Raw genomic sequence first — 20,496 nt, 5'->3', positions numbered from 1 at the left:
GAAGTTTATATCTATGAGATGAGGTTTTCTATATGTACAATCAAGAAATGACAACAATTAAAAATCAACTTTTGAATGAATATGCTGGTTATTTAGACAAAACTAAACTTATTCAAAACTTCCCTATTTTTTCTTCCTTTAAAGATAACGAAGATTTTTATTTTTCAATGACTTCTTATTTAAATGAATTTTATGATCCTCATTTGAAAATTATCGATAAAAAAGGACCGTATCCAAATATTCGTGTTCAACTATACGAAGATAAACTATATGTTATTGAATCTAAAAATAGTGATTTAAAAAAGGGTGCTATTATTGAGCGTATTGGAGACTTAAGCATCAAAGAAATTTTATTCTCTAATTCTGATCTGTTAAAGTCTGATAATCCTGAGAGGATGGAATGGACTGATGTTTTAAAAAAGTATAAATACATTAAACATAATTCTAAAGAAATTAATATTCTTTCTGAAGAACGTATTAATTTTTTTGAATCTTACTATACTATAGAAAAAAGTAGGAATTACTTATATATAAGACTCACAGATTTTATGGATACATATACAATAACGAATCTTATAAACTCACATAAACAAGTCATATTAGATTCTAATAATATCATAATAGATTTAAGAGGTAATAGAGGTGGCTCTGATTTTGCTCAATTTGCATTATTGCCATTATTAACAAATAATAACATCTCCACTCAGTATGATTATCCTTATTACCATAGATTTACTAAATCATATTGTGACAATAGATTATTTGAATTAAATAAAATGTTAGAACAACAACCATCATTAAAAGATAATGATGAATTTAATCAATTTTTAAACTTATTTACAGATTACTACGACAAAGGCTTAGTAAATATTAATATTCATAATGACAACGATTATATACATGGATTACGTGATGACTTACCTTCATTAAAAATATTATGCGACTTTGAATGTGCTAGTTCAGGTGAAGGTTTTGTATTAAGGCTTAAAGATTTTAAAAATGCTGAAATAATTGGTAGACCTACAAAAGGTATGAATGACTATAGTAATGTGATGATAGTCGATATTAATAACGACTATCAATTAATGGTTCCACATTCTAAGGATGGTGCAGTAGATGTGAATAAAGGTATGTCCAACAAAGGTGTAGAAGTAGATTATTATATTCCATGGACTCCTGAAGAACTGCACAAAGATATAATATTAGAAACAGCAATTGAAAGATTTAAATCCAGTTAATCTTTCTTTTAATTGGATTACCTTAAACCCACTAATTTTTCATACTAAAAAGACGTTAACAACCAGAACTGATTCAGTTAGGTCGTCAACGTCTTTTCTTTATATTTCATATTGCTTTATTTTTTCTTTTACGTAATCATAGTTGCCTTCGTATTTTGTTAATATTTGTTCTTTCAATAAGTACGTTATATTAAACAATTTATTCAAAAAGTACCTATCGTGAGAAACTGCTATAATCGTTCCATTATATTTTTCTAACGCATCTTCTATTGTTTCTTTAGAGTCTATATCTAAATGGTTTGTCGGTTCATCTAATATGAGCACATTAAAGTTTTGATTAACGATTTGCGCCCATCTTAATCTCATTTTTTCTCCACCACTAAGATATTTAATAGGTTTAAACACATCTTCACCATAAAATAAAAACTGTGCTAATATATGTCTTGCTTGACCTTCTGTCACATTCACAACTTCCCTAAATACTTCGATAACTGTTTCAGAATTTAAGTTTTCAAAAGTATGTTGTGATAAGTAACCAATTCTTAAATTAGGTGCAAGCTTTATTTTACCTTCATATTGTTCTTCGTTTCCTAATATTAATTTTAAGATTGTACTTTTACCTGTACCATTATCACCAATAATAGCTACGTGCTCTTTTCTTCTTATTAATAGGTTAATATTCTCAAATAAAATATCATCATACATTTTTGATATATTAACAAATTCAACAACATCGTTTGAAACACGTTGCCCTTCAGATAAATTCACATTCATTTTTTTATTTTCTAATATAGGCTTTTCAACTCTTTTTATTCTGTCCAATGCTTTTTCCATACTTTTCGCTCGTTTATACATCGCTGCATTTGGTGGCTTCGCTTGGCTCGCCCATAATCTCAATTGCTTAATAGATTCTTCCATTTTTTTAATCCGCTTTTGTTGAGTCTGATAAGCTTCAAATTCTCTAATTATACGAGCTTCTTTTTCTTTAACGAAGTAACTATAATTTCCGTTGTAGGTATGAAGCGTTCCTTGATCAATTTCTATAATTTGATTGACTGTTTCATCTAAAAAGTATCTATCATGAGAGACAATTACAATTGCTCCAGAGTATTGTTTAATAAAATCTGTTAACCAATCTATTGCTGAGATATCCAAATGATTTGTAGGTTCATCTAATAGAAGCAACTTAGGTTGTTTAAGTAGAATTTGTGCCAAGCCTACTTTCGTTCTCTCACCACCAGATAATTTACTCCATGTTGACTCCAATAAGTTACTTATCTTTAGTCCATGGCTAACTCTTCGGATTTGTGCATCTTTCTCGTAGCCACCATGTTCTTCATATAATTCTTGTAATTGACCATATTGTTTTAACAATTTATTTAAATCGTCTGGATTATTTGCCATTTTTAATTCTATATCACTCATTCGCCCAGCAATATTATTCAACTCTTCAAATACTTCTGACAAACATTCGTATATATTTTTATCGTCTTGATATTTCGGTAATTGATTTAAATAACCTATTGATAAATTTTTCTGCCAGCTGATTTGCCCCTCTGTCGGCGCTTCTACACCAGCCATCAATTTTAACAGCGTACTCTTACCTTCACCATTTCTTCCAACTAATCCTACGCAATCACCATCATTTAAATCATATTTTATATCGTCAAAAATAATATCTCCCATATAAGATTGCGTAACTTTCGATATATTTATAATATTCATATTTGCTTCCTCCAAATTGTACTATAAGGAAGCTAGTGCTAGATGTTCCTTATAACGATTTTTTTCTTCAAAAAAGACACACTCCACCAATTTTGGAGAAAAATCCGCAAATTTGTTGCGAACGATTACTATAAATCTGCAACTATTAGCTAAAAGAAACATCTAAAACACCTCCGTTCAAAAATAAGTTACTTCTATTATATATTCTATAACGTGTTTCTTCTATATATAGAGATAAATTAAAAAGTTTATTTTTATAAATACTTGCAATGCTATTGATTTCTATTTCAAACTCAATTATTCCTTCATATTTATTACAATAAGATTACAAAGATTACTGACTGATTACTGACTGATGACTAATGCTATAAGTCGATAAACCACCAGTAATAAAACTGATAATTCTGTATTTTGTAGTCAACTTCGCTTAAAACATACTCGCAGTAGTTCTCAACTTGTATGTAAATATTTCAGATTATTTATTAAAATAAAAATATAACATCATTTTAAAATTAATATTTCAGAGTAATGCTTAATTTTTTGTTCTTACTTTTTACCTTTAATTAATAAATTCAAATATCTTAATTTTTTATAATAAACTGTCACAACAGTTCTCAGAGAGTTTTTAGTCATAAAAAAATACCATATATACAGTTAAATAAGAAAGAGTGAAATAAAGTGTATTATTACAAAGTGTGACATGAAGCAATTTTTATTACAGAATCAATTTGACATTGTAACCTTTTGTTATTTGACTGTAATTTACAAAGGGCTCATATATGTTATTGTTGTCTTGTCCCATTTTCACAGGGAAGAATTTTTTAACTAACAAAGAAATTATCAGCTAACATTAATAATAAAATTATAAAATATTACGGAGGGTTTTTAAATTATGAAAAAAGCAATTTTATCTTCAACATTAGCAGTAGCAATCGGTGCAACAGGAGTAGCTTCAACTAACGTAGCAGACGCTTCAGAACAAAATGTAAACAAGGAAGAACTAGCTCAGTTAGCTCAAGCTAATGCACCACAACTTAACCAAGAAGCTATCCAAGAAGGCGCTTATGACATCAACTTTACTTTAGATGGTTTCGAATATAACTTCGAATCAGATGGTCATAACTTCACTTGGGGTTACCATGCAACTAATGCAGCAGACACTGAAGCTCAAGCTCCAGAAGCTACACAAGAGCCAGTTGCTGAACAACCTGCAGCTGAACAAACTCAAGCTCCAGCTGAAGAAACACAAGCTCCAGCTGCAACAGAACAAGAATCAAACAATGTTGAGGCTCCTCAAGTAGAAGCACCTAAACAAGAAGCTCAACAAACTCAAGAAACTAAAACTACACAAACTTCTTCAGCATCTGAAGGTTCAAATGTAGAAGTTAATGATCACTTAAAAGCAATCGCTGAACGTGAATCAGGCGGAGACCTAAAAGCTGTTAACCCATCTTCAGGTGCAGCAGGTAAATACCAATTCTTACAAAGTACTTGGGATTCAGTAGCTCCTGCAGAGTATAAAGGTGTATCACCAACAGAAGCTCCTGAAAGCGTACAAGACGCAGCTGCTGTTAAATTATACAATGAAGTTGGCGCTTCACAATGGGTTACTGCATAATATATAAGCAGTTATAAACTTTATTCAACAAAATAATCCAACGCCCTCGGCAATAGCTGAGGGCGTTTTTTATGCTTTATTAAATATTTCTTCTACATAATACTTAACTTCAGGAAATGAATCGTAACCATCTTCTTCACAAAAATGACCGTCATGATGCTTTTTAAATACTTTTGCATCTAATCTTTCTGCCAATGATTTACTTAATGGATAAGACACAGTAGGATCTTTCGTTGCACCTATAACGACTCTATATGGTACTACATCTTTAATTTTCTCATAATCTACATTTGTTGATTCTATAAACCCATCTAATTCAGGAAATTTTATTATCTTTTCATCAAATCCTGCAACTAGTACAAGACCTTTTATGTTAATATCACTTGTTACATTAGATATCATATCTAATACAGTGATTACTCCTAAACTATGAGCTACTATAATATTTTCACCACTAGATAAATCTATATTTTCTTTTAAAGTTTGTGACCATTCTTCTAGCTTAGGTTCTGTAGAATTAGGAAAATCAATTAAATGGCCATCTACCTCTGGAAATTGATTTTTTAACCAATCAAACCAATTTTTTTGGCTATTGGCGTTATACCCGTGTGCTATATATAAATGTTTACTCAATTAAATCACCTTCCAATGAATAATTCTTGCATATCAAACCTAGTATCGCCATTAGCATACCACCTACAGGAAATATGAGCCACCAAAAACTCGATAAAAACTCCCAACCATTCATTACTCTCTCATTTGTAGTATTAATAGTAGCTAATGTTAAAACAATCATATTTTGGTGAAATCGCTTTATACATATAAAATTATATGGTTTGTTATAATTATTAGTATAGATATTTTACAAAGGAGTGGGATTATGACAACACCAATTATAATTGATACTGATCCCGGTATTGATGATATTATCGCAATTTCAGCAGCTTTAAATTCATCAGAACTAGATGTTCGGTTAATCACATCTATTGGAGGAAACGTTGGAATTGAACATACGACTAGAAACGCAATTGACATTGTAGATTACTTTAAGAAGGAAGTACCTGTAGCTAAAGGTGTCAATAAACCTTTATTAAACGCTTTATCTACGGCTGAATATGTACATGGACACAATGGTATTGGTAATTATGAATTTAATACTTCACAACGTTCAAATATTTCAGAAGACAACGCTGTAATTGCTATGAGAAATGTGATTATGCAGTCTGATGAACCTATTACATTAATTCCAATAGGACCATTAACAAATATTTCTCTTTTATTTTCACTTTTCCCAGAAACGATTGAAAATGTAGAAAAAATAGTGTTAATGGGTGGCGCAGCTGTCGGTGGAAATGCTACGCCCGTAGCGGAATTTAATATATTCGCTGATCCTCATGCTGCTCACATTGTATTTAATCAAGATTTACCTATTGTGATGTGTGGATTAGATGTCACAAGAGAAACGATGATTAACCAAGATGATGTTGAACGTCTTGCTCAATTAGGTGATTTTGGAAAAATGATTACGACGATGCTCGATGTATACAACGATTCAAACTCTGGGGGTGCAAACCAACACATTATTCATGATCTTAGCACAATATTCTACTTATTGTATCCAGAAATTTACGAAACTAAAAAAGCAAATATTTCTGTTATAACAGAAGGACAAGCAGAAGGTTGTACATATACTGAATTTAATGAAGATGGTTTAGTAGATGTATGTATACATGCAGATAACGAAAAATTCAGATCATATTTTGTTGATTTTGTAGAAGATATTTATAAAGAATTTGGATAAATAAAAATGGACACTACAAATCTCACATATTAAATAAATGCTCCTAATCCTCGAGTAAAATATACACTGGATTAGGAGCATTATGTTGAGTAAGGAATTTCTACCTTATTCTCTTTTTTATTTTAAATATATATGAATTTTAGTATTCTCCTCTATCGACTCTATGATGGCCTCTTAAGAAATAAATAACTGTCATCAGTGATAAGAAGACAATACCTATAATAACTGATACTCTTGTTTCTGCATTAAATAACATACCTATCAATACTAATACAAAGAAAGCTAATGTTATATAATTTGTGAAAGGAGCGCCAGGCATTTTGAATGGATGTCCATCTAATTCTTCTGGATGATTTTTTCTAAATCTAATATGACTAAGTAAAATCATAAACCATGGCACCATACCTGGTAGTATAGACGCACTATATACATAAACGAATATATTTTCTGAGCCATCAATAATTAATGGTAATACGATGTTTAAAATAACACCTACAAAAATACCAACTGAAATTGCTAATACTGCAAAGAATGGTACACCTGTTCTCATAACTTTTGTAAATATGCGAGGCATTTGTCCTTTTTGAGCAAGTGTATAAACCATACGACTTGAACTGAAAATACCTGAGTTACAACCTGACATCGCTGCAGTAATAACAACAAAGTTAATTAATCCTGCTGCTATTGTAATACCTACTTTAGCGAATGTTGCAACGAAAGGACTACCTACATTTCCTAATTGGTCCCAAGGATAAACAGTTACGATTACAAAAATTGCACCTATGTAAAAGATTAAAATACGCCAAATTACGCCGTTTACTGCACTTTTAATATTTTTCTTAGGATCTTTTGTTTCTCCTGCTGTAATCCCTATTAATTCCACACCTTGATAGGATCCGACAACCATGGATAATGCAAAGAAGAAGCCTACTATACCTTTAGGGAAAAATCCACCGTGTTCTGTTAAATTACTTAAACCAATTGCATTTCCGCCATTACCAAATCCAAAGAATATAAGCCCGAAACCTGCAACTATCATTAAGATAATTGTGACTACTTTAATCATCGCAAACCAGAATTCAAACTCTCCAAAAGCTTTAACTGACACTAAGTTTGCAGTTGCTAAAGTTAGTACAACGATAACCCCTGGTATCCATGTTGGTAAGTCTGGCCACCAATACTGCATATATTGACCTACAGCTATTACTTCACTCATACCTACTACAATCCACTGGAATATATTACTCCATGCAGTTACATATCCTGCTACTGGATGTAAATAATCACTTGCATAGTTTGCAAATGAACCTGTTGTTGGGTATAAATAAACCATTTCTCCCATAGCTCTCATGACTATATATAAGAATAGCCCTGCTACTAAATATGCAAGTATTGCTGATGGTCCAGTCCATAAAATAGTGCTTGAAGCACCCATAAACAGACCTACACCAATTGTTCCACCAAGCGCTATCATCTGCACTTGACGAGAACTAAGACCCCTTTTTAAATGATTGTCTTCCATCTTTTCGTGTCACTCCCATACCTATTTACCAATTTTAAGTTTATTTTTTAAACTGCATGAGACAATTATACTATAAAGAGTGAGAAATAAAAGTATAACGAGAAAGCGTTTTCCGATTTATGTAAAAAATGTGGTGCAATGTTCATTAAATTGTAATATTTACCATAATTATTTTATTTATGTAAACAAAAAGATTACTCATACTATCTGTTGAGCAATCTTTTAAATTCATATTTTATTTAGTTTGTAAAGTTTGTTCTATTGTTCTATTACGTCCTGCTTGTGAACCAAAGAACATAATTAACAATGCGGTAAATAGTAAAACGCCAAATGATGTATTCCAACTGCCTGTAGCGTCATGTAATATTCCGAAGAACAATGGACCTATAGCGGCGAATAAATAACCAACAGCTTGAGACATACCTGATAGCTTAGCAGCTGTGTATCCATGTTCTGTTCTTAAACCAAAGAACGTGTTTACTAGACCAAAAGCTAAACCGCTCGCTATACCAAGTAAGACGATGCCTATAATCGCCCACTCAGGTTTAATCATTAACGATAAAATTCCTAGTACAAACAATAACCCTGTAATAAATGTGATTAAAAATTGTGATTTCATTTTTTCAGCAAATATTGGTGTTATAAATGTTAATGGTATAATTGCAAGCTGTAAAATTGATAGATATATACCAGCCGCATTTATTGAGATACCATTACTTAATAAAAACTCTGGAAGCCAGTTTATCAATGAATAAAATATTAATGATTGTCCACCCATTAATAACGTTATTTGCCATGATAATGGAGATTTCCAAACATTTATATTAGCATTGTTTTGTTGAGTAGAAATTTTTTCATGTTTTTTTAGTTGAAATGACCAAATAATAATACCGAGTAGTGTAACGACTCCTATTAAACTAATCGCAAAATTATAATTAAAACTTTTCACTAATGGAGCAGTTACATATGAAGAAACACTACCAAATATATTCATCGTAACAGTATAATAACCAGTCATTATACCTATACGTAATGGGAAATTCATTTTAATAATACCTGGTGTGAGTACATTTCCAAAAGCAATACCTACACCTATAAGTAGTGTACCTATGTATAACCAAGATACGCCTGTAATTGCTCTTAATACAATACCTAGAAAAATTAATATTAAAGCACCAAATACTGTACGCTCTAAACCAAACCTATGACTGATCTTAGCCGCAAATAGTGAAACTACTGCGAAAGATAATAACGGTAATATTGTAATAACACTTACAGTAGTATTAGATAAATCTAAACTCTCTTTAATAGAAGGTAATGCAATACCTACAGAAGTAATAGGCGCTCTTAAACTTGCTCCTATAAGCAAGATTCCTATAAACAACATCCAATTCGTTTTTTTATTATGTTGCCTTAAATCTTCTGACATAAAACATTCTCCTATTTTATATTTTCTGTTATAATGTACAAAACGTTCGTTATAAAGAACAAATCATATTGTACAGTACGTTCATTACATTGTAAACAGGAGTTGTTTAATTAATGCAAAATAACATCCATACGATTGTTGCACATAACCTTTCACAGTATCGAAACAATCAACAACTAAGTTTAAGTACCGTTTCAAAATTAACAGGCGTTAGTAAGACGATGCTTAACCAAATAGAAAATGGTCAATCCAATCCAACGATTACAACACTATGGAAAATAGCCAATGGTCTACACATACCTATATCAGATTTAATCTCTAATAAAAACGAAAATATTCATTGTATTTCAAAGTCAGACACCATACCTATTTATAATGAACATCAAACTGTTATTATTTATCCTTACTTTCCTTTTAATGTTGATAAACAATTTGAAATGTTCAACATGGAATTAGAAGAAAATGCTGAAATGGATTCAGAAGGCCATCATGTAGGTTCAGAAGAATATATCATCATACATAATGGTACGTTAGAACTTGATATTAATGGGATGACCAATACTATAACAAAAGATGATGCTATACATTTTTATTCTGATGTACCCCATACGTATCGTAATGTTGGTAGTGAACGCATCCACTTAACAGCTAGTATTCAATATAAAAAATAAACTTTATACATAAAACCCCTTCACTACTTTATTAGCGAAGGGGTTTTAATTTACTTAATCATTTAATATATCTTTCATTGTACGGTTCACACTACCAGCATATAGGCTACCAAATTTAACAAGGTGTACCATTAATAAATATAGCTCATAAAACTTTATACGTTCATTAGCGCCTTTACTTAGAGGTAATGCTTCATTATAAGCATCATAAAAGTCTTGTGTGAAACCTCCGAATACTCGTGTTGCGCCTAAATCAAATTCTCTGTCCCCATATAAAGGAGATGGGTCGAATAAAGCTGGTTTTCCGTCCGTTAAGAACATGTAATTGCCTGCCCATAAATCCCCATGTAATAACGAAGGTTTACTAGTGTGGTGTTCTAATTCTTCTAATATCGTTTCACGTACATTTTCGTAAGTGTCTAATTCGTCTTGTGACCAAAGTCCTCTATTCATAATTTCATCGCGAAGTTGATCAAGTCTTTGATGAACAAATAGTTCTGCCCATGTATCTTTCCAACCATTTTCGAATGTTATATCACTGCCTTCATAAGGCGTATCAAATCCAAATTTACCATTAGGTTCATAGTTACTATGCAATTTCGCTACTAATTGTCCTAATTCTTTCTGACTTCCAGACCGACCTTCTTCTAAGAAGTTCAGTAGTAAATACGCATCACCATTAATTTCACCATGCGCTTCTACTATAGGTGCTCTGACACCAGCCGCTTCAAAAGCTTCTAATCCCGCTATTTCGGCTGCATAAAAATCTTCTGAACGATTTTGTTGAACAAGTAAGAAATAGTCACCCTCTTTACTTTCAATTTTATAAGCGTCGTTCACATCACCACCACTTACTGGTGTTATTTTTTGTATATTCTCTATCGGTAATTGAGATTGCCAATCTTTATTCATGAAAATGCCTCACTTTCTTAAATTTATCATCATATATTATTAACTACCCTTTTTGTTTAAGACAAATCTAGGTCGTCATGTGCAATGCTAATTAGTATCTAAAGAGACTAGATTATTAGGTCGTCCTAAAGTTGTATTGTGCTAAATGTCTATCTCATTTAAAATAGTATTAATGTACAAAATACACAGAAGGAGCTTTATGCATCTTGAAGAAGGATACAAAGTTAATCATATCTTACTCTATTATTTTCATTATATTACTTGCTAGTGTACTAACACGATACATATATCCTCTCGATTATGCTGTTCACGATTTTATTGAATCAACAGCAACGATATTTAGATTAAACACTTATCTAACTGTTATTTCTTTTTTATTTTCACCTTCTCTTGTTGTTATTATGATAGCAATAATGTTGATTGGCATTTACTTTTATAAACGAACAGTATTTTCAACCTATACCATATTTGCTATAACATCACTTGTAGTTGGCACAGCCTTAAAATATATTATCCAAAGGCCAAGACCTTCAGAATTTATAGATGGCTTTAGCTTTCCTAGTTTACATACATTAACTTTATTCGTAGCTATCTTTATTGCTACATGCTTCTACGATAAAGCAATTGTAAAATGGATATTTGGTATATTAATTGTTTCTATGATGTGTTCAAGAATGTATTTAAACGCTCATTTCTTCTCAGACACATTCGCAAGTTTAATCATTGTCCATTCAATTTATATAATCATAGTTAACATGCAAAATAAAATTAAAGATAAACGTTTATTGGAAGAAAATAAGAGCAATAGTAAAATTCAAAACAACCAACAACAAAGCTAGTGTATAAACCCATAGCTCTAAAAAAGTCTACTAGTCCGTTAATTATAATTTAATGGATTAGTAGACTTTTTATGTATATACGATTTTGAAAGTGCATGTAAGCTTAAGGTGTTGCTCGACCCAGTAGTCTCTCACTCATACTATTCCTCCGATCGTCAGCACTTTGCAAAATCGTTCAAGGTGAAATATATAGAGCTAACGTGCTTGTTTATAGTCACTAGCTAGTTAGAATATGTAACGGGCTAGTCTTTTATTTCTTGCACGTTAGAGCACCCACTCTCTTCTAGTTTATTTCACTTTTATAATTTTTCAGGGTTTGAATACCATTCTTTTAAAAATTGGTATAATACGTCGCTAAAGTTTTCTAAGTCTTTTATTTTTATCTTTTCGTTTACTGAGTGTGCTTCTTTTAGCTCTCCAGGTCCATACAATATTGTTGGAATGTCAAAATAATTCAACCATCCTCCGTCTGTCACGGTCGTACTGATTCCCTGTTGTAGCTGACTTTCCATAACTTTCTCATGTGCTTTTGCTAACATTTTGAGTCCTGGGTGTTCTGTCGGTAACGTGAAACTAGGAAAAATCTCACCTTTGTCTTCGATCATGGAAGATCCGCCCCATTCAAATTGTAACGGGTTATCTCTCAACCAAATGTCCGCTTCTGCTACTTTATTTAAATATGATTCGATTTCTTCAACAACTTCTTGGTAATTTTCATTCGGTAAATAATGCACCGTAATCCATAATCGACATTGGTCTGCTATAAATGCAGGGTGACGCCCTCCTTCAATAACGGCTGGGTTAATTGTTGTTGTTCCACTTGGCATATTTGGATATTGTTTCATAACAGACCAATGTTGTTCTAATTCTTGCAATGCTTGTATTATTTTGCTCATTTTTTCTATTGCACTTGCTCCAAATAATCCTCCACCAGAATGTATCATCTGTTGTCTAGCACCATCATGTATGGTTTCTTTACTTTGTACAGTTATCCATCCAGTTATTACGCCACCTTGACCTTGTGCTATTTGATTACTAGTATCTAATACTATAGCTAAATCGGCTGCTTCAATTTGTTCGCAAGCATTCTTTGTACCTGCTTCTCCTACTTCTTCACCTACTACAGATTGAATGATAATATCGCCTTTCGGTTGAATATCTTCTTTACAAAGTTTTTCAATCACATATAATAACGTTCCAAATCCACCTTTCATGTCGCTTACACCACGACCATATAAATATTCATCTGCTTTCGTTAACTGAAATGGAGGATGCAACCATTCTGAAGTATCTCCAACTTCTGCTACATCTACATGACCATTTAAAATCAATTTAGGTGCATCTTTGTCCGTTCCTCTCAACACCGCATTAATGACACTATCATTTTCATATAATGGTATGCGTTCTATTTCAAAATTAAGTTCTTTAAGTAAATCTTCAATGTCATCTTGTAATGGATCAGTGTTGCGAGCAGGAGGACTTTCAGTATTAAACTTGATGAGCATATCGATTAAATCAAAATGTCTTTGGTTCATTTCTACTACCTGCCTTTAGTTTATTTTACTGGCACTGACCACGTTTCTAAATTCTCAGCCATCTCCCAGAACATATATTCATAGTAGCTCGTCTTTACGACTATATTTTCTAATCGCGCTAATTCTTCTTCAGTCTTACCTTCAGCTACTTTATCCATTAATTCAATACAATCTTCTTTAAATAAAGTAAATTCGTCAGATGAATACATTTTCACCCATTCTCCGTAAAGTGGATGATCTGTTGCTCCTTCAATATTTGCTAGTTTCAAACCAATATAATTATAGCTCCATGTACAAGTTAAAATAGCTGCAATCACATTTTCAATTCCACCTTGTTGAGCTAAATTCAGCATATAGCTTGTATATGCTACAGTAGTTTCTGCTGGTTCTGTTTCTTGTAGCTCCTCTTCAGAAATGTCGAATTGCTTAGCATATCCGCGGTGTAAATCCATTTCGGTATGCAACGTTCCATTTGCCAAATCTGCGTACGTTGTCATCATATTTAAGTCTGTAGATTTAGATGCTCCTATTAAAAATAATCTCGTATACTCAATTAAGTAAATATAATCTTGCCTTAACCAATGTTTAAACTTTTCTTGTTCCAACGTACCTTTACCTAACTTTTCAATAAATGGATGTTCTAAATAAGATGCCCAAATTGGTTCGACACGCTCAAATAATCTTTCTGTAAATTTCATGATATTTTCCTCCTTAAGAATATAAAAAAAAACGCTATTTCCCATTAGAAAATAGCGTGTACTCACATACAGATAAAGTTACGCCACTTTCCTACGCTAGTATCATCTAGATCAGGTTCAAGGAATTTTAAAGTTAACCTTTAATCTCAGCCTAAAAATAAGGCACTTCCAGTGGTTTCTTCGTATATTTAATTAGTTCGTAACACCAACATACATTCTTTTTATATTTTTTGCAAATTTCAATTTATTCACATGACTTTAAAAATGCTTTAGCACTTTTATTCACTTCTTTAAAATCAATACCTTGTTGCATAGCCGCAAATACACAACCACAATAGTATTGTCTAAAAATATCATATTCCTTACACATCGTAATTGATCTTTCATATCCTTTATTCTTCTTAAAATCACTCGGTAAATAATGAACATTATAAATACTTTGTACTTCCATACCTAATTCATTAATCAATTGAGCGTTCTTCTTAGGTGACAGTGTTAAAGCACTCGCAAAATAGTCATAGCCTAAGTTTACAGCCGCTTCAGCAACAAGTTCTAGACGCATTTCAAAACAAGCAGTACACCTTAGACCACCTTCATTCTCATCAGCAAGTTCTTTATCCTTTACCATTTTCATAAATTTATGTGGCTCATATGGCGCCTCTATATATTTGACATTCGTATTCATTTTCTCATTAAAAGCTGTAACAAAATCTTCTTGAACCTTAGCTCTTCTTTGATACTCAGCTTTAGGATGAATATTAGGATTCGCAAAATAAATCGCAACATCAGCATACTCCGTTAACAACTCTAACGTATAAGTACTACAAGGGGCACAACAACTATGAATTAAAATACTAGGTCTTTCCTCTCGACTCTCCCAATCACTTACCATTTTTCTCATTACTCTATCGTAATTAATCTTTTGATTTTTCATCTTATCAATAATGTTATTCGCAGTAATCAATCTCAACACTCCTTATGTTAAAAATTGTAAAATATATTTTATTTTATAACAATCAGTGATAAGAGGCAATTGTGTTAAGGTTGGATTAAGTATGAAGTTCGTTAATTATATAAAAACTAAATTCACTTTGTTTAAATTCTTATATTTCTTCTGTAACATCATAATTGGAGTTTAATTTTAGTATAACTTTTAAGTAAGGAGGTTAATTATGAGAAAGTACACTTTATTATTTACTTTAAGTTTAATTTGGGGCTCTCAATTTTTATTCATTGCTCTGATTACACATGATGCTTCTTCTATTACGATTTCTTTTTATAAAGCATTACTTGCTACTTTATTTTTATTTATAATGACATTATTCATGCGCAAAACGCCCTATAAAAAACAATGGGGTCTTTACATATTAATTGCTATTTTTGAAGTTGTTATTCCATTTATATTTATTGTGCAAGGTCAGCGTTATATTTCTAGTGGTATGGCTTCTATTATTATTGCATTAACACCTGTGTTCACATTGTTTATTTTAATTTTAATTAGACAACGTAAATTTAATTTAGTTGAGATTTTTGCTTTAATATTAGGTATTTTTGGTATTGTAATACTTTCTTGGAATCCTGAAAAGTTAGGTTTAGTAGAATATGTTTCACTAGGTCTATTATTAATTGCTTCATTGAGTTTTGCTATATCTTTAGTTCTTATGCAAAATTTACAAGATGACGTTCCAATCCATCATATGAGAAACGTTTTATCGATTGCGACCATTATTTTAATACCAATTACTATATTTTCTTCTAACACATTTACTTTACACTTTAATCCTTTACAGTGGTCTTCCTTGATCATACTTGGTTTAGTCCATTCTGCTTTAGCTTATGTTATTTATAACATTCTCGTTAGACAATACGATGCTGTGTTTGCTTCGTTATCAAATTATATTGTACCTGTCGTTGGAGTATTATTAGGCGTTTTAATATTACATGAGCATTTAACGCTTAACATTATAATTGGTAGCGCAGTTGTTTTATTATCATTGATTATTTCTCAACAAGTTAAAAGCGTCTAAAATATTTAAATTTCATAATAAAAAGTCTTGTTCTTAAATCAGAACAAGACTTTTTATACGTTATAATGTTATTGTTTTTCTTTTCTATATATATTCTCTTTCTTTTTTCCTTTTGCTAGTTCATCTATAAGCTTATCTAAGTATCTAATCTCTTGCATGATTGGTTCTTCTATATCTTCAACACGAATACCACAAATGACACCTTTAATTAATCTTCTATTTGGATTTAAATTTGGTGCTTCGTTAAAGAATGTTTCGAAGTCAGTTCCCACATCTAATATTTGTTCTAATTCCTTCTCATCATATCCTGTTAACCAAGTAATAGCTTCATCTACATCTTCTTTTGTTCTGCCTTTTTTCTCTACTTTTTTCACATAATGAGGATATACACTTGATACGCTCATTGAATATATTTTATGTTTTTCCATAATATCACTCCTTTAAATTCTATATTCTTGTTTTCATTTTCACTTGGCTTAAACTACTTGCTATTAAACCTAATATAAGAAGTATAGATGCAAAAATTAAAGCATGGTTATAATTGTTCGTATCTCCAATTAATATGCCGGCAAAGTAAGGTGCGATAACTTGTCCTAAACTATATATAAATGTAAGTATGGCTACAAAATTCATACCTTGAACAGCGCTTATAACTTGCCCTTTTGACATAAATAAAGTCGTTAAACCTAAAAATGTAGAACCAAATAAACAAGAACTAATAATAAGACTTATTATACTATGAGAAAATACAGGTAAAATTACGCCAATGATTTGTAACATAAACGCTAAATTGACAGCCTTTGCGTTTCCAATCTTATTACCTAATATCGACCATAATACACATGACGGGATTGCAGCTAAACCAACAAACATCCAACTTAAAGCAGCATATTCATGTAAATTTGGGATAGATTCCACGATTGCTACTAAAAATGTACCGGTAACAATATATCCAGCGCCTTCTAGTAAATATGCAATTGAGAAGAATACGAAAAACCATTTCGTATATGTCTCTTTATGAGGTACTTTTAAATCTTTCTGTCGCGTCTTTATAGGATCTTCAATCTCTTTCATTGAAAACACTACAATTGAGCCAATTATAAGTGATGAAACACCTAGTATTATCCAGGTTCCCGACCAATTTTGTGCACTAGTATAAAAATGTACAAATATACTGCTCGTAAAAATACCAATACCCACTCCACTATATAAGAAACCTGATAAATGTGATTTATTCCCTTTATTTAACGATTCTAATACTACATTTGAAGCCAATACAAAAACTGTACCACTCGTAACACCTGCTATAAATCTCAGTATATTCCATGTAATAAACTCACTTGTAAAGCCCATAAATAGTACGGAAATAATATTGATTAATAAATATATTTTTAAATCGATTACTTTACTTTTAAATATGTAAAACGTAGGTATCATTGCTCCTAATAAATATCCCAAATAATTAATTGTAGCTAATAATCCCGCATCTTGATTACTTAAATTCGTCGCTTTTTGCATAAATGGCAAAATAGGTGTATATGAAAAGCGACCTATCGCCATCACGATAAAAAGAGACAACATTCCGAGTAATAGTTGTTTATATGTTTTATTTACCGACAAAGTTGTACACCTCTTTCTAACTACTTAATATTATTATCTACTTCTTATCTATCATAAACAATATCAAATCTCATAAAATTCAATACAAAAACAGAGACAACTCTTGTCATTTTAAGAATCGCCTCTGTTTTTCATTTTATATTTTAATTATTATTTTTCTTCTTTTCTTTTTCTTTTACCAAATAAGAAGAACGCTCCAAATGCTGCTAGTAAAGATCCAAATAATGTTGTATTTACAATTTCTGATTCCCCAGTTTTAGGTAAAGCTTTTTTATTTTCTTTTTGTTTAGATTTCTCTTCTGCTTTTCCTTTATTATCTTTTTTCATCATTTCTTTACTATTTGTTTGTTTCATTGCCGACATATTAGATTGTTTTTCTGGCATACTTGATGTCATACTAGTTGTGTTTTTAGCGTCTTTCATCGGCATGTCTTTCACTTTGTTATTACATTCTTTTTCATCAGACTTCTCTTCTGATTTTGTAGCCATCGGTTTCTCTTCTACCTTCATTACTGGTTCTGATGGCGTTGGTTTCTCTTCTGGCTTCATTACTGGTTCTGACGGCATTAGTTTCTCTTCTGGCTTCGTTGCTGGTTCTGTTGGCATTGGTTTCCCTTCAGGCTTCATTGCTGGTTCTGATGGCATTGGTTTCTCTTCTGGCTTCGTTGCTGGTTCTGTTGGCATCGGTTTCTCTTCTGCTTTCATTGCTGGTTCTGTTGGCATTGGTTTCTCTTCTGGCTTCGTTGCTGGTTTATCCATGTTTGTCCCTGAATCAACAACATCACCTAAATCATTAATTCTAACGTGATAAGAACCTTCATATTCAACTTCAGGTGTAACTAAATGTATTTTGATAATTGTGTTATAAATATCTTTACCTTCTTCTAGAGGGAACATAATTGTTCTTTCATCTTTTTCTTTATCTCTATTTATAGTAAGTGGTCGTTTATATCCATCTTTACCTTCAACTTGGAAATCTTTCCACATAGAATCATGAGATAATGTCACAAGAAGCATCTTTTTACCATCTTGTTCGATCACTTGTACCGGTCGTTTCACTTCAAAATCCATATGTGATTGTTCTGGTTTCGAGCTGTGTAAGATTGTGATTTTTCTTTCATTCGGATTATTTATATCAACTTTTGTAATCGGTGCATTCTCAAACTCAGTTACAGCAGATTTTAACTCTTTATCTAATTTATTTTCTAGATCTTGTAATTCTTTTGTATAACTTTCTTTTTCTTTGTCATGTACTTTATTGATTAATTTTTTAAGTTCGCGTATTTTATCTTCTAAAGTTTTAGCATTATCATATTTTTCTCTATCTTTTTTCTTTTTATAATCAGATTGGCTATCATAATTATTTTTCTCATTTACGATTGGTTTTTCGAATACAATTTTACCTAATGGATATTCATTAACCATACCCAATGCTTTACCAGTACCTTTAATTTTAATTTCTTTTGTGTTTTCTTTTACTTTAACCCTTACTGTTGCAACTTCATTTTCAGTATCGTAAGAAACAACTTCATAATCTAATTTTTCTGTTCCATCAAATAAATCAAACTCTAACCATGTAGAAGGTCCATCCACCTTAAATTCTACAATTGGTTGCTTACCATCAAAAATAATATGAGCTGGATTTTTAATCATTAAACTGTAATAAGTTAATTTTTCATTTGTTTCATTATTGAAAATCGCATAATTAATTGGTCTCATTTCATCATTTAATTTTTTATCATGAATAGAAGGATTTTTAACATCTTCTCTTAATTTCGAAGTCTGTTCTTCTTTATTTGCTGACATATTATCATTTTTAGGTTCTTCTGCTGGTTTAGCTGGCTCTTTAACTGGTGGTGCTGGTACTTCATTATCGAAAAATAAACGAGTTGTATATTTATTATCATAGTTTATAAATGGCACAACAATATGTACTTTTGATGTTAATTCTTTTACACCAGGGTTTACTTCAGCTTGAACAGTACGCTTGTCTTTGTCTTCTGATAAAGTTTCTATGTTTAATTTATTTGTTCCGTCATATAATTCGAACATTTTCCACCATGAAGGGTTTTTTAGAGTGAATTGTACATATGATTTATCATTCTCATGTTTAACTTTTGAAGGATGTTCTAAATAGTCATCCATAACTGATTTATCTTCCGTTTTTTCTTTTTTAACAACAAATCCTAAATCTTGTAATTGATTGTTTGCATTAGCTTTTTCATTAACGTTACTATTATCTGCCTGTGAGGGTTGAGTAGTTGGCTTATTTACTTCTGGTTGTACTTGTTCATTTGAGTTTTCAGCAGCTTTATCCGCTACTCGTGGTTGTTCTGCTGTATTCGTGTTGGGTTGAGCATTTCCATTCTGATTATTTTCTACTGTGCTATTTTCTTTATTTGGTTGAACTGTAGATGCTTCAGACCCTGTAGGTTCTTTATCTGCTTTCTTCTCAACTGTTGTGGCATCTGCAGGTTTACTGTTATCCGCAATATTTTGTGGCGCTTCTGTTCTTGCACTATTAAGGTCATTTACTGGAGTAGCTTGGTCATCCATTGCATGAGCTTCATGGTTAATACCTATAAATAAAGTAGCTCCTATCGCTATGGATGCCGCGCCGCATGTGAATTTTCTAATTGAGTAGTGGTGTCTTGTCTTTGGTTCAGTTTGCTTCGTGATGTGATTTCGATGTTTTGACATGCTTAATCTCTCCTTAAATAAATTACAATGATAATGATAATCGTTATCATTAATTGCTTGAAAATATTATAGCATCTCAATTCCAGTTTTGAAATAATTTTTTGGATAATTTTGTAAATTATTATTCAGTTAAAAAAAGACCGCTTCTTTTTACAAGAAAC

17 protein-coding genes and 1 riboswitch are annotated in these 20,496 nt (G+C 31.5%); of the genes, 6 read left to right on the top strand and 11 right to left on the bottom strand.

The features are described 5' to 3' along the window. Positions 1 to 32: 32 nt before the first annotated feature. On the top strand, positions 33 to 1,238 hold the full coding sequence (locus LQ615_RS06040) for a S41 family peptidase (protein ID WP_103269174.1): 1,206 nt from the start codon (positions 33 to 35) through the stop codon (positions 1,236 to 1,238). A 99-nt stretch (positions 1,239 to 1,337) separates the two neighbouring features. On the opposite strand, the gene abc-f is transcribed toward LQ615_RS06040, so the two are convergent. Further along, positions 1,338 to 2,963, bottom strand: coding sequence for a ribosomal protection-like ABC-F family protein (gene abc-f, locus LQ615_RS06035; RefSeq protein WP_239703921.1), 1,626 nt, complete (start codon positions 2,961 to 2,963; stop codon positions 1,338 to 1,340). An 892-nt stretch (positions 2,964 to 3,855) separates the two neighbouring features. Between abc-f and LQ615_RS06030 the strand changes: the two genes are divergently transcribed. Next, complete coding sequence (locus LQ615_RS06030; RefSeq protein ID WP_239703922.1) at positions 3,856 to 4,581, top strand: transglycosylase family protein; 726 nt, start codon at positions 3,856 to 3,858, stop codon at positions 4,579 to 4,581. Positions 4,582 to 4,650: 69 nt separating this feature from the next. On the opposite strand, the gene LQ615_RS06025 is transcribed toward LQ615_RS06030, so the two are convergent. Further along, positions 4,651 to 5,214 (bottom strand): RBBP9/YdeN family alpha/beta hydrolase, encoded by a 564-nt coding sequence (locus LQ615_RS06025; RefSeq protein WP_103269171.1) that lies wholly within the window; start codon positions 5,212 to 5,214, stop codon positions 4,651 to 4,653. Positions 5,215 to 5,461: 247 nt separating this feature from the next. Here LQ615_RS06025 and LQ615_RS06020 point away from each other — a divergent pair, with 247 nt between their 5' ends. Continuing rightward, the gene (locus LQ615_RS06020) at positions 5,462 to 6,382 is read left to right on the top strand and encodes a nucleoside hydrolase (RefSeq protein WP_239703923.1); all 921 of its coding nucleotides are present in this window, start codon (positions 5,462 to 5,464) and stop codon (positions 6,380 to 6,382) included. 139 nt (positions 6,383 to 6,521) lie between these two features. Here the strand turns inward: LQ615_RS06020 and LQ615_RS06015 are convergent, their stop codons facing one another. After that, positions 6,522 to 7,904, bottom strand: a complete 1,383-nt coding sequence (locus LQ615_RS06015) for an amino acid permease (protein ID WP_239703924.1) — start codon at positions 7,902 to 7,904, stop codon at positions 6,522 to 6,524. A 235-nt stretch (positions 7,905 to 8,139) separates the two neighbouring features. Then, complete coding sequence (locus LQ615_RS06010; protein WP_064211788.1) at positions 8,140 to 9,333, bottom strand: CynX/NimT family MFS transporter; 1,194 nt, start codon at positions 9,331 to 9,333, stop codon at positions 8,140 to 8,142. A gap of 113 nt (positions 9,334 to 9,446) precedes the next feature. Here LQ615_RS06010 and LQ615_RS06005 point away from each other — a divergent pair, with 113 nt between their 5' ends. Next, positions 9,447 to 10,004: a helix-turn-helix domain-containing protein gene (locus LQ615_RS06005; protein ID WP_103269169.1), complete on the top strand. Its 558-nt coding sequence runs from the start codon at positions 9,447 to 9,449 to the stop codon at positions 10,002 to 10,004. A 54-nt stretch (positions 10,005 to 10,058) separates the two neighbouring features. Here the strand turns inward: LQ615_RS06005 and LQ615_RS06000 are convergent, their stop codons facing one another. Further along, positions 10,059 to 10,916, bottom strand: coding sequence for a fructosamine kinase family protein (locus tag LQ615_RS06000; RefSeq protein ID WP_017000205.1), 858 nt, complete (start codon positions 10,914 to 10,916; stop codon positions 10,059 to 10,061). 206 nt (positions 10,917 to 11,122) lie between these two features. Between LQ615_RS06000 and LQ615_RS05995 the strand changes: the two genes are divergently transcribed. After that, entirely contained in the window at positions 11,123 to 11,755 is a 633-nt protein-coding gene (locus LQ615_RS05995) for a phosphatase PAP2 family protein (RefSeq protein ID WP_239703925.1), read from the top strand. A gap of 299 nt (positions 11,756 to 12,054) precedes the next feature. Here LQ615_RS05995 and LQ615_RS05990 read toward each other — a convergent pair whose 3' ends face one another. The 3 genes from LQ615_RS05990 to LQ615_RS05980 form a co-directional block, all read right to left on the bottom strand. After that, positions 12,055 to 13,290, bottom strand: coding sequence for an acetylornithine deacetylase (locus LQ615_RS05990; RefSeq protein ID WP_103269167.1), 1,236 nt, complete (start codon positions 13,288 to 13,290; stop codon positions 12,055 to 12,057). 20 nt (positions 13,291 to 13,310) lie between these two features. Further along, positions 13,311 to 13,988, bottom strand: coding sequence for a thiaminase II (gene tenA, locus LQ615_RS05985; protein ID WP_064204625.1), 678 nt, complete (start codon positions 13,986 to 13,988; stop codon positions 13,311 to 13,313). A gap of 71 nt (positions 13,989 to 14,059) precedes the next feature. Beyond that, positions 14,060 to 14,168: riboswitch (TPP riboswitch) on the bottom strand. A gap of 64 nt (positions 14,169 to 14,232) precedes the next feature. After that, positions 14,233 to 14,952 (bottom strand): epoxyqueuosine reductase QueH, encoded by a 720-nt coding sequence (locus LQ615_RS05980; protein ID WP_239713536.1) that lies wholly within the window; start codon positions 14,950 to 14,952, stop codon positions 14,233 to 14,235. A 208-nt stretch (positions 14,953 to 15,160) separates the two neighbouring features. On the opposite strand from LQ615_RS05980, the gene LQ615_RS05975 reads away from it, so the two are divergent. After that, on the top strand, positions 15,161 to 16,015 hold the full coding sequence (locus LQ615_RS05975) for a DMT family transporter (protein WP_239703927.1): 855 nt from the start codon (positions 15,161 to 15,163) through the stop codon (positions 16,013 to 16,015). A gap of 68 nt (positions 16,016 to 16,083) precedes the next feature. Here LQ615_RS05975 and LQ615_RS05970 read toward each other — a convergent pair whose 3' ends face one another. From LQ615_RS05970 to LQ615_RS05960, 3 genes are all read right to left on the bottom strand, one after another. After that, entirely contained in the window at positions 16,084 to 16,443 is a 360-nt protein-coding gene (locus tag LQ615_RS05970) for a DUF2200 domain-containing protein (protein WP_239703928.1), read from the bottom strand. Positions 16,444 to 16,462: 19 nt separating this feature from the next. Then, positions 16,463 to 17,635 (bottom strand): YbfB/YjiJ family MFS transporter, encoded by a 1,173-nt coding sequence (locus LQ615_RS05965; RefSeq protein WP_135021616.1) that lies wholly within the window; start codon positions 17,633 to 17,635, stop codon positions 16,463 to 16,465. 150 nt (positions 17,636 to 17,785) lie between these two features. Beyond that, a complete protein-coding gene (locus LQ615_RS05960; protein WP_239703929.1) occupies positions 17,786 to 20,335 on the bottom strand; it encodes an NEAT domain-containing protein in 2,550 nt (849 codons plus the stop codon). Positions 20,336 to 20,496: the final 161 nt, after the last annotated feature.

This window comes from Mammaliicoccus sp. C-M13, from assembly GCF_022386845.1.
GTDB lineage: Bacteria > Bacillota > Bacilli > Staphylococcales > Staphylococcaceae > Mammaliicoccus > Mammaliicoccus lentus.
The sequence above is the reverse complement of the archived record's forward strand: the minus strand, read 5'-3'. Positions and strand labels throughout refer to the sequence as shown.